The sequence below is a fragment of the Stenotrophomonas sp. Sm2128 genome (genome assembly GCF_030985535.1).
Lineage (GTDB): Bacteria > Pseudomonadota > Gammaproteobacteria > Xanthomonadales > Xanthomonadaceae > Stenotrophomonas > Stenotrophomonas maltophilia.
In genome coordinates this window covers 1-10,386 of sequence record NZ_JAPTFQ010000038.1, presented here as the reverse complement: position 1 = coordinate 10,386, position 10,386 = coordinate 1, and the positions used below count along the sequence as shown (strand labels likewise).

Annotated in this window: 7 protein-coding genes; 4 read left to right on the top strand and 3 right to left on the bottom strand. The window is 66.9% G+C overall.

The features are described 5' to 3' along the window. Nucleotides 1–47 precede the first annotated feature (47 nt). Complete coding sequence (locus O0K41_RS12405) at nt 48–1,724, bottom strand: electron transfer flavoprotein-ubiquinone oxidoreductase (protein WP_099605675.1); 1,677 nt, start codon at nt 1,722–1,724, stop codon at nt 48–50. A 313-nt stretch (nt 1,725–2,037) separates the two neighbouring features. Between O0K41_RS12405 and O0K41_RS12400 the strand changes: the two genes are divergently transcribed. Beyond that, nucleotides 2,038–3,201, top strand: a complete 1,164-nt coding sequence (locus O0K41_RS12400) for an acyl-CoA dehydrogenase family protein (RefSeq protein WP_024956299.1) — start codon at nt 2,038–2,040, stop codon at nt 3,199–3,201. Between the two features lie 376 nt (nt 3,202–3,577). Here O0K41_RS12400 and O0K41_RS12395 read toward each other — a convergent pair whose 3' ends face one another. Both O0K41_RS12395 and O0K41_RS12390 read right to left on the bottom strand, forming a co-directional pair. Continuing rightward, complete coding sequence (locus O0K41_RS12395; protein ID WP_005407625.1) at nt 3,578–4,057, bottom strand: tRNA (cytidine(34)-2'-O)-methyltransferase; 480 nt, start codon at nt 4,055–4,057, stop codon at nt 3,578–3,580. Between the two features lie 69 nt (nt 4,058–4,126). Continuing rightward, a complete protein-coding gene (locus tag O0K41_RS12390; RefSeq protein WP_005407626.1) occupies nt 4,127–4,603 on the bottom strand; it encodes a hypothetical protein in 477 nt (158 codons plus the stop codon). Between the two features lie 415 nt (nt 4,604–5,018). On the opposite strand from O0K41_RS12390, the gene O0K41_RS12385 reads away from it, so the two are divergent. The 3 genes from O0K41_RS12385 to O0K41_RS12375 all read left to right on the top strand — a co-directional run bounded on the left by O0K41_RS12385 (nt 5,019) and on the right by O0K41_RS12375 (nt 10,345). Continuing rightward, nucleotides 5,019–8,240 (top strand): insulinase family protein, encoded by a 3,222-nt coding sequence (locus O0K41_RS12385; protein WP_308304510.1) that lies wholly within the window; start codon nt 5,019–5,021, stop codon nt 8,238–8,240. A gap of 103 nt (nt 8,241–8,343) precedes the next feature. Beyond that, nucleotides 8,344–9,360, top strand: a complete 1,017-nt coding sequence (locus O0K41_RS12380) for a 3-oxoacyl-ACP synthase III (protein ID WP_004135358.1) — start codon at nt 8,344–8,346, stop codon at nt 9,358–9,360. A gap of 94 nt (nt 9,361–9,454) precedes the next feature. Continuing rightward, nucleotides 9,455–10,345, top strand: a complete 891-nt coding sequence (locus tag O0K41_RS12375; RefSeq protein ID WP_088435791.1) for an alpha/beta fold hydrolase — start codon at nt 9,455–9,457, stop codon at nt 10,343–10,345. The last annotated feature ends 41 nt before the right edge of the window (nt 10,346–10,386 follow it).

The following is a 10,386-nucleotide window of genomic DNA, read 5'->3' as shown; positions in this document are numbered from 1 at the left end:
TGCGTGGCAAGCGACGGGCTGCGACGCTCGGTCGCAGCCCGTGGCGTTCACATGCCCGAGTAGTTCGGGCCCCCGCCGCCCTGCGGGGTCACCCACACGATGTTCTGGGTGGGGTCCTTGATGTCGCAGGTCTTGCAGTGCACGCAGTTCTGCGCGTTGATCTGCAGGCGCGCGCTGTCGGCTTCGCCGACGAACTCGTACACGCCGGCCGGGCAGTAGCGCGCTTCCGGGCCTGCGTACTCGGCCAGGTTCACCTTCACCGGAATGCTCGGGTCCTTCAGCGTCAGGTGGCTGGGCTGGTTCTCGTCGTGGTTGGTGCTGCTCAGGAACACCGAGCTGAGCCGGTCGAAGGTCAGCACGCCATCCGGCTTCGGGTAGGCGATGCGGGTGTGCTTGGCCGCCGGTTCCAGGCAGGCGTGGTCGGGCTGGGTGCGGTGCAGGGTCCACGGCGGGTTGCGCACGCCCAGCTTGGGAAGCAGCCACTGCTCCACGCCGGTCATCAGCGTGGCCACGGTCTGGCCCTTCTTGAACCACTGCTTGAAGTTCTTGGCCTGCTGCAGTTCGGTGAACAGCCAGCTGGCTTCGAACGCCGTCGGGTAGGCACTCAGTTCATCGTGCTGGCGGTCGGCGGCCAGTGCATCGAACGCGGCGTCGGCGCACAGCATGCCGGTCTTGATCGCGGCGTGGCTGCCCTTGATGCGGCTGGCGTTGAGGTAGCCGGCCTCGCAGCCGACCAGCGCGCCACCGGGGAACACCGTCTTCGGCAGCGACAACAGGCCACCGGCGGTGATCGCACGCGCGCCGTAACCGATGCGGGTGCCACCCTCCAGGTGCTTGCGGATGGACGGATGGGTCTTGAAACGCTGGAACTCTTCAAACGGGCTCAGCCACGGGTTCCTGTAGTCCAGGCCGACCACGTAGCCGATGGCGACCTTGCCGCCGTCGGCGTGGTACAGGAACGCGCCGCCGTAGGTGTCGCTGTCCAGCGGCCAGCCGGCGGCATGCACCACCAGGCCCGGCTCATGCTTGGCCGGGTCGATCTGCCACAGTTCCTTGATGCCGATGCCGTAGGCCTGCGGGTCCTTGCCTTCGTCCAGCTTGTAGCGGGCGATCAGCTGGCGGCCCAGGTGGCCGCGTGCGCCTTCGGCGAAGATCGTGTACCTGGCGTGCAGCGCCATGCCGCGCTCGAAGGCCGGGCCGATGCTGCCGTCCTTCTCGATGCCCATGTCGCCGGTGGCCACGCCGATCACTTCGCCGGTGTCGCCGTACAGCACCTCGGCGGCGGCGAAGCCGGGGAAGATCGCCACTTCCAGCGCCTCGGCCTGCTGCGCCAGCCAGCGGGTCACTTCGCCCAGGCTGATGATGTAGTTGCCTTCGTTGTGGAAGCACTCCGGCAGCAGCGCGTTGGGCGTGCTGCGTGCGCCGGTTTCGCTGAGGAACAGGAATTCGTCGCGGGTGACCTTCTGCTTCAGCGGTGCGCCACGCTCGGCCCAGTCCGGGAACAGTTCGGTCAGCGCGCGCGGATCCATCACCGCGCCGGACAGCACGTGCGCGCCTGGTTCGGACCCCTTCTCCAGCACGCACACCGACAATTCGCGGCCGGCTTCGATCGCGCGCTGGCGCAGGCGGATCGCGGTGGCCAGGCCGGCGGGGCCGGCGCCGACGATCACCACGTCGAATTCCATTACTTCACGCGGGGGCAGGGCGTTGGCTTCAGCGCTCATCGATTGCATGACTCGTGGGTAGGGCCGGCATCGGGGCCACCGGCGGTGCCTGGGAATCGCGCGTGCGGCCACGGGCGAAACGGTTGTTTGAATGTGTCAGGGTACCGGGACGCGCGTGATCGAGCTAGATCGCCGATGTTCACGTCATGATTGCTGCGGTGCAGCGTAATGCTCGCGGCCGGGTAGGTGCCAACCTTGGTTGGCACATTGTTTCACCGCCCGGACCCGCATCCGTGGACCAAGGTCCACACCTACCAGACGCGATGCTTGCGGATGACCGACAATGGCCCGGTCCTGACTGCGCGTGAGTGCCATGGCTTTGCATCCGTACGATCTGTTCGATGTCCGTTCCCTGCTCAACGAGGAAGAGCGCGCGGTGCAGGAGAGCGTCGCCCGTTTCACCAACGAGCGCGTGCTGCCGATCATCGGCGATGCCTTCGACCAGGCCCGCTTCCCCGATGAACTGGTGCCGGAGATCGCGTCACTGGGCCTGCTCGGTGCGACCCTGCCGACCGAGTACGGCGGTGGTGGCCTCGGCGCGGTCAGCTACGGCCTGATCTGCCAGGAGCTGGAGCGCGGCGATTCGGGCCTGCGCAGCTTCGTCTCGGTGCAGAGCTCGCTGTGCATGTACCCGATCTACGCCTATGGCAGCGAGGAACAGCGCCAGCAGTGGCTGCCGGCGATGGCGCGCGGCGAACTGATCGGCTGCTTCGGCCTGACCGAGGCGCATGGGGGTTCCGATCCGGCCAGCATGAAGACCCGCGCGGTGCGCGACGGCAGCGACTGGCGCATCAGCGGCAGCAAGATGTGGATCACCAGCGGCCCGGTGGCCGACCTGGCCATCGTCTGGGCGCAGACCGAGGACGGCATCCAGGGTTTCGTGCTGGAAAAGGGCATGGCCGGCTTCACCACGCAGGAGATCAAGCACAAGATGAGCCTGCGCGCATCGCTGACCGGGGCGCTGTTCTTCGATGACGTGCGCGTGCCTGACAGCCACCGGCTGCCGAACGTGAAGGGCCTGAAGGGGCCGCTGGGCTGCCTGACCCAGGCCCGCTATGGCATCAGCTGGGGCCCCATCGGTGCGGCGATTGCCTGCCTGGATGAAGCGCTGGGTTATGCCAAGGAGCGCGTGCTGTTCGGTCGCCCGCTGGCGGCCACGCAGAGCGCGCAGATCAAGCTGGCCGAGATGGCCCGCCGCATCACCACCGCGCAGCTGCTGGCCCTGCAGCTGGGCCGCCTGAAGGAAGCCGGCCAGCTGCAGCCGCAGCAGGTCAGCCTGGCCAAGTGGAACAACTGCCGCATGGCGATCGACATCGCCCGCGAATGCCGTGACCTGCTGGGTGGCGCCGGCATCACCACCGAACACGTGGCGATCCGGCACGCGCTGAACCTGGAATCGGTGATCACCTATGAAGGCACCGAGACCGTGCACCAGCTGGTGATCGGCCGCGAACTGACCGGCATCAACGCGTTCTGAGTGCACCGGTAGTGCCGGCCGCTGGCCGGCATTGCCCAGTAGCGTATTCGCAGGCGAGCGATCGGTGTACCGAACCGCGCACCCTACCGAGATGGGTTCAAGGACAGCCTGTACCGCGCGGCTGTTGGGTCCGCCTTGAAGCGAGCCGAGCACCGCAGGTCCGGCGGGGGCGAAGAGGCGCGGGTGTCTGAGCGCAGCGAGTTCCGCGCCGTCCCCCGGCGGGCCGAGGAGCGCAGGGCACCGGTGCGCAGCGCCGGCTCGCGGATGGCGGCGCGTTTCTTTTGGTTACTTTTCTTTCCGCGCGGAAAGAAAAGTAACGCCCATGAACGCATGCGCCCGCCACAGCAACGACCAGGCAGAAGAGAGACGCGTGGCGTTACGCGCCGCCGGCAAACCCATGCTGCCGCCACGCCTCGTACATCACCACGGCAACGGTGTTGGAAAGATTGAGGCTGCGGTTGTCCGGCCGCATCGGCAGGCGCAGGCGGCGGCCATCGGGCAAGGCATCGAGCACGTCCTGCGGCAGGCCGCGGCTTTCCGGGCCGAACAGGAAGGCATCACCGTCTTCGAACGCCACGCTGTCATAGCGGACGCTGGCACGCGTACTGAGGGCGAACAACCGCTTCGGTGCGATCCGCGCCAGCGCGGTGTCCAGGTCGGGGTGCACCTGCAGGCGCGAATACTCGTGGTAGTCCAGGCCGGCGCGCTTGAGCTGCTTGTCTTCCAGTGCGAAGCCGAGCGGCTCGACCAGGTGCAGCTGCGCGCCGGTGTTGGCGCAGAGCCGGATCACATTGCCCGTGTTGGGCGGGATTTCCGGTTGGAACAGGATCACGTGGAACTGGGGCGCGGCATTCATCGGCGCAGTGTACCTGCGACGACCGCCGCCTTTACGGCGCACGCCCTGCGCGAGGCAGGGCGGCACCGCTTACGGGCGCAGCAGGACCTGGGCGGTTTCGGTGGCCAGGGCCTGCAGGTCGGCGGCGCTCGGACGCACCTGCAGGGCCGGCAGGTTGACGATCACCTGGTTGGCGACGCTGGTGGCGGCGGCAGCCAGGGTCGCGGCGTAGCGCTGGGCTTCCAGCTCGGCGGCCAGGGCGACGCGCTGCTCCAGGCTCGGGCGCACTTCCACCGAGGCCAGGGTGGTGATCGGCATCGCGGCGGCCACCGGGGCGGCGACGTAGCCGCTGCGCTCGGCCAGCTGGTCGGCACTTGGGCGCACTTCCACGGTGGCCAGGGTCGGGATGCCGCTGGCCTGTTCCCAGGCCTGCTGGGCCAGCTGGTCGGCGGCCGGACGAACCTGCACGGTGGACAGGGTCTTGATGGATTCGGAGGCCTGCACCGACGAAACAACCGCGGTGCCGGCGATCAGGGCGATGGCGATGGCAATGGTCTTGGCGTTCATGACGGGGCCTGTTTAGTGTTGGTGATCAGTGGTGTTGTAGTAAGGTAGTACACCAATTCTGGGCTTGCAAGGAAAATTTTCGATTTCCTGCGTTTGTTCAGTCTTCAGTCAGCTTTTGTCTGAAGCCCTTCCTGGTGCAGGAACTACCAAGCAATCCCCGTGCCAACTTTTAATTATTGATTTGCAAGGGTTTTATGATCATCGAAAAGTGTCCGGCGGGCGGACACCTGTCCATTCGATGTGCTGCGGACACTGTCCGGACGTTGCTGGCGGGTGCTTGTGACGGCTCGGACAGGGCAGATCGGCGCTGCGGATGGCGCACAGGGGCAAACACCCCCAGTGACTGGCGACCGATTCCTGCCGTTGCGCGCGCACGCTAGGATCGGGGTTCACCTATGTGACCAAGGATCCGGATATGTCTCTCGCCCTTCGCCCGCGCACTGCGCTGCTGGCCGTTGCCCTCAGCACCGCCCTGGGCACGCTTGTGCCTTCCCATGCGTTGGCGGCAAAGCCGGCCGCACCGGCCAAGGTCGATATCCCGTATGAGCAGTTCACCCTGCCCAACGGCCTGCGCGTGATCGTGCACACCGATCGCAAGGCGCCGATCGTCGCGGTCAACGTCTGGTATCACGTCGGCAGCAAGGACGAACCGGCCGGCCGCACCGGCTTCGCGCACCTGTTCGAACACCTGATGTTCCAGGGCAGCGAAAACCACGACGGCGAGTTCTTCGAGCCGTTCAAGCAGGTCGGCGCCACCAACCAGAACGGCACCACCAATACCGACCGCACCAACTACTTCGAGAACGTGCCCACCACTGCGCTGGACATGGCGCTGTGGATGGAATCGGACCGCATGGGCCATCTGGTCGGTGCGATCGACCAGGCGGCGCTGGACGAGCAGCGTGGCGTGGTGCAGAACGAGAAGCGCCAGGGCGAGAACCAGCCCTACGGCCAGGCCTGGGACCAGCTCAACAAGGCGCTGTATCCAGTTGGCCACCCGTACCACCACGGCGTGATCGGTTCGATGAACGATCTGAACGCGGCGTCGCTGGATGACGTGAAGACCTGGTTCCGCACCTGGTACGGCCCGAACAACGCCGTGCTGGTGCTGGCTGGCGACATCGACCTGGCCACCGCCAAGGAAAAGGTTGGCAAGTACTTCGGCAGCATCCCGGCCGGCCCGACCATGGCGCAGCCGGCGGTGAACGTGGCCAAGCGCAGCGCCGACACGCGCGAGACGATGACCGACAAGGTGCCGCAGGCGCGTATCTACCGCGCCTGGAACGTGCCGCAGGTCGGTACCACCGAGGTCGATCAGCTGCAGCTGTTCGCGCAGGTACTGGGCGGTGCCAAGTCCTCGCGGCTGAGCCAGCGCCTGCAGCACCAGGACAAGCTGGTGGACAGCATCGCGGCAGGCCTGTCGACGTCGCAGCTGGGTTCGAACTTCGTGATCATGGCGACGGTCAAGCAGGGCCAGGACCCTGCCAAGGTCGAGAAGATCATCGACGAGGAACTGGACCGGCTGATCAAGCAGGGCCCGACCGCGGCCGAGCTGGAACGCGCCAAGACCGGTGCCCGCGCCGGTTTCATCCGCGGCATCGAACGCATCGGCGGCTTCGGCGGCAAGGCCGACGCACTGGCCGAGTGCGCGGTGTTCACCGGCGACCCGGGCTGCTTCCGCACCTCGCTGGCCAACATCGAGAAGGCCAGTGCTGCTGATCTGAGCCGTCTGGGCGCGCAGTGGCTGGACAAGGGCAGCCACACCCTGGTGATTGCACCGGGTGAGCGCGTGGCGCTGAAGGAAGACCCGAGCCAGGCGCCGAAGCCGTTCAGCGTGCCGGCGGTGGATCCCAAGTACAGCACGCTGCCCGAGCAGGTGGACCGCAAGGCCGGCGTACCGCAGACCCGCGAGTTCCCGCAGCTGAAGTTCCCGGCGCTGCAGCGCGCCACGCTGAAGAACGGCACCCAGGTGATCCTGGCCGAGCGCCACGAGATTCCGGTGGTGCAGTTCAGCTACCAGTTCCCGGGTGGCTTCAGCGCCGACCAGGGCCGCAAGCCGGGCACCGCCAACTTCACCATGAGCCTGATGACCGAAGGCGCCGGCAAGCTCGGCTCGCTGGCCTTCGCCGATGCTGCTGACGCACTGGGCGCCAGCCTGGATGCCTCGGCCGGCCTGGACTCCATGAGCGTGGACCTGTCGGCGCTGAAGGAAAACCTGGCACCGTCGCTGGCGCTGTATCGGGACCTGCTGCGCGAACCGCGCTTCGAGCAGGGCGAGATCGACCGGGTCAAGGCGAGCTGGATTGCCGGCATCCAGCAGGAGAAGGTCAACCCGGGTGCGGTGGCGATGCGCGTGCTGCCGCCGCTGCTGTACGGCAAGGGCCACCCGTATGCCATTCCGTTCACCGGCAGCGGTGACGAAGCAGCGATCAACGGCCTGACCCGCGAAGACCTGGTCGACTTCCACCACGACTGGCTGCGGCCGCAGAACGGCACCCTGATCGTGGTCGGTGACACCACCCTGGCCGAGATCGTGCCGTTGCTGGACAAGCAGCTGGGCGACTGGAAGGCTGCGGGCGACGCCCCGCAGGTGAAGGCCGCCACCGACGTGGCATTGCCGAAGGGCCCGCGCGTGTTCCTGATCGACCAGCCGGGTGCGGTGCAGGCCAACCTGTTCGCAGGGCAGGTGGTGGCGCCGTCCAGCGCCACCAGCTCGACCCGCTTCGATATTGCCAACGGCGTGATCGGCGGCGACTTCACCTCGCGCCTGAACATGAACCTGCGTGAGGACAAGCACTGGTCGTACGGTGCGCGCAGCAGCGCGATCAACTCGGTGGGCCAGCGCCCGTGGATGGCCAGCGCGCCGGTGCAGATCGACAAGACCGGCCCGGCGATGGCGGAAATGCGCAAGGAAATCGCCGCGTTCGCCGATGGCAGCAAGCCGGCCACCGCCGCCGAGGTCAACCGCATCCGCAACATCCAGACCCTGAGCCTGCCCGGTGCCTACGAGACCGCCAGCGCGGTCGCCTCGACCATCGGTTCGATCGTGCAGTTCAAGCGTCCGGACGACTACGTGCTGCGCCGCAAGGCCGAGATCGAGGCGATGACCCCGGCGCAGGTGCAGCAGGCCGCCGCCGAGATCAAGCCGCAGGCGCTGACCTGGGTGGTGGTGGGTGATCTCAAGCAGACCGAAGCGGCCGGCAACGCCGTGACCCGAAGGCGGGGTCACAACCCCCTGCGGGGGATCCGTCCCCCCACCGGCTACCCCCGATTCAGGCGGTTCAGGCAGAATCCCTCCATACCCTTCCAGGATCTGCCCATGCGCGTTCTGCTGCTTTCCTCCCTGCTGCTCACCGTCACCGCCTGTACCTGGGTGCCGATCGAACCGGCCGGCAAGGCGACCCGCGTGCTGCCGGCAGGCCCGGTTCCCGCTGGCTGCATCGCCAAGGGCGAGGTGGTGGTGACCGTGAAGAGCAAGGTCGGCTTCTACAACCGCAACCCGCTGCGCGTGCAGGAAGAGCTGGAAACCCTGGCCCGCAACGAGGCCCCGAGCGCCGGCGCCAATGCCGTGCAGGCCGCCGCGGCCCCGGCCGATGGCAGCCAGCGCTTCGCCGCATTCCAGTGCCCGCCGCGCTGAACGCTTCACCATACGGCCAAGGCTGAATTCGTAAAGATGCGGTGAAGGCCCCGGGGGTTATAGAATAGCGCCCCCTTTTGCCTGAGCCTTGGCGCTAACCTCGATGCTCTTCAAGAATGTCTCGATCGCCGGCCTGGCACACGTCGACGCGCCGCATACGCTGACCACCAAGGAAATCAACGAACGCCTGCAGCCGACGTTGGATCGCCTGGGTATCCGCACCGACGTGCTCGGCGACATCGCCGGCATCCACGCGCGCCGCCTGTGGGACAACGGCGTGCTGGCGTCCGACGCTGCCACCATGGCAGGCCGCAAGGCACTGGAAGACGCAGGCATCAATGCGACGCAGGTTGGCCTGCTGGTCAACACCTCGGTCAGCCGCGACTACCTGGAGCCGTCCACGGCCTCCATCGTCTCGGGCAACCTCGGCGTCAGCGACGAGTGCATGACCTTCGACGTCGCCAATGCCTGCCTGGCCTTCATCAACGGCATGGACATCGCCGCGCGCATGATCGAGCGCGGCGACATCGACTACGCGCTGGTGGTGGACGGCGAGACCGCCAACCTGGTGTACGAGAAGACCCTGGAGCGCATGACCGCCCCGGACGTCACCGCTGACGATTTCCGCAACGAGCTGGCCGCCCTGACCACCGGTTCGGGTGCCGCGGCGATGGTGATGGCCCGCTCGGAGCTGGTGCCGGACGCCCCGCGCTACAAGGGCGGCGTGACGCGCTCGGCCACCGAGTGGAACCAGCTGTGCCTGGGCAACCTGGACCGCATGGTCACCGACACCCGCCTGCTGCTGATCGAAGGCATCAAGCTGGCACAGAAGACCTTCACCGCCGCCAAGATCGCCTTGGGCTGGGCCGTGGAAGAGCTGGACCAGTTCGTGATCCACCAGGTCAGCCAGCCGCACACCGCCGCGTTCATCAAGAACTTCGGCATCGACCCGAAGAAGGTCATGACCATCTTCGGCGAGCACGGCAACATCGGCCCGGCCTCGGTGCCGATCGTGCTGAGCAAGCTCAAGCAGCTGGGCAAGCTGAAGAAGGGCGATCGCATCGCGCTTCTGGGTATCGGCTCGGGCCTGAACTGCTCGATGGCTGAAGTGGTCTGGTAAAAGAGTCACCGCTGACCTGCTGCACGACGGGCAGCGATGATTTTTCCAAGTGTTCAAGGGCCGGTTTACCGGCCCTTTCTACAGGTGCGATCCGATGTCCCAGCTTCCCGGTTACCCCGCCCACCCGCAGCGCTTCGAGGTACGCCCCGGCCTGTCGATGAACTATCTCGACGAAGGCCCGCGCGACGGCGAAGTGGTGGTGATGGTGCACGGCAACCCGTCGTGGAGCTATTACTGGCGCACGCTGGTCGCCGGCCTGTCGGACACGTACCGCTGCATCGTGCCGGACCACATCGGCATGGGCCTGTCGGACAAGCCCGATGACAGCCGCTACGAGTACACGCTGCAGTCGCGCGTTGACGACCTCGATGCGCTGCTCAAGCATCTGGGCATCACCGGCCCGGTGACCCTGGCGGTGCACGACTGGGGCGGCATGATCGGTTTCGGCTGGGCGCTGTCGCACCACGACCAGGTCAAGCGCCTGGTGGTGCTCAATACCGCTGCATTCCCGATGCCGGCGGCGAAGAAGATGCCGTGGCAGATCGCGCTGGGCCGCCACTGGAAGATCGGCGAGTGGATCATCCGCACCTTCAACGCGTTCTCCTCCGGTGCCTCGTGGCTGGGCGTGGAGCGGAAGATGCCGGCCGACGTGCGCCGCGCCTACGTGTCGCCGTACAACAGCTGGGCCAACCGCATCAGCACCATCCGCTTCATGCAGGACATCCCGCTGTCGCCGGCCGACAAGGCGTGGTCGCTGCTGGAGCGTGCCGGCAAGGCGCTGCCGTCGTTCGCCGACCGGCCGGCCTTCCTCGGCTGGGGCCTGCGCGACTTCGTGTTCGACCACCACTTCCTGAAGGGCTTCCAGGCCGCGCTGCCGCGGGCCCAGGTACATGCGTTCGAGGACGCCGGGCATTACGTGCTGGAAGACAAGCACGAGGTGCTGGTGCCGGAGATCCGCGCGTTCCTGGACGCCAACCCGATCTGATCGGTGTGCCGACCAACGGTCGGCACCCACCCCTTCCTCTT

What these genes read in the sequence shown, in the direction of transcription:
- O0K41_RS12405 (WP_099605675.1), bottom strand. Translation starts at nt 1,724, where the DNA reads ATGAGCGCTGAAGCCAACGCCCTGCCCCCGCGTGAAGTAATGGAATTC.
- O0K41_RS12400 (WP_024956299.1), top strand. Translation starts at nt 2,038, where the DNA reads ATGGCTTTGCATCCGTACGATCTGTTCGATGTCCGTTCCCTGCTCAAC.
- O0K41_RS12395 (WP_005407625.1), bottom strand. Translation starts at nt 4,057, where the DNA reads ATGAATGCCGCGCCCCAGTTCCACGTGATCCTGTTCCAACCGGAAATC.
- O0K41_RS12390 (WP_005407626.1), bottom strand. Translation starts at nt 4,603, where the DNA reads ATGAACGCCAAGACCATTGCCATCGCCATCGCCCTGATCGCCGGCACC.
- O0K41_RS12385 (WP_308304510.1), top strand. Translation starts at nt 5,019, where the DNA reads ATGTCTCTCGCCCTTCGCCCGCGCACTGCGCTGCTGGCCGTTGCCCTC.
- O0K41_RS12380 (WP_004135358.1), top strand. Translation starts at nt 8,344, where the DNA reads ATGCTCTTCAAGAATGTCTCGATCGCCGGCCTGGCACACGTCGACGCG.
- O0K41_RS12375 (WP_088435791.1), top strand. Translation starts at nt 9,455, where the DNA reads ATGTCCCAGCTTCCCGGTTACCCCGCCCACCCGCAGCGCTTCGAGGTA.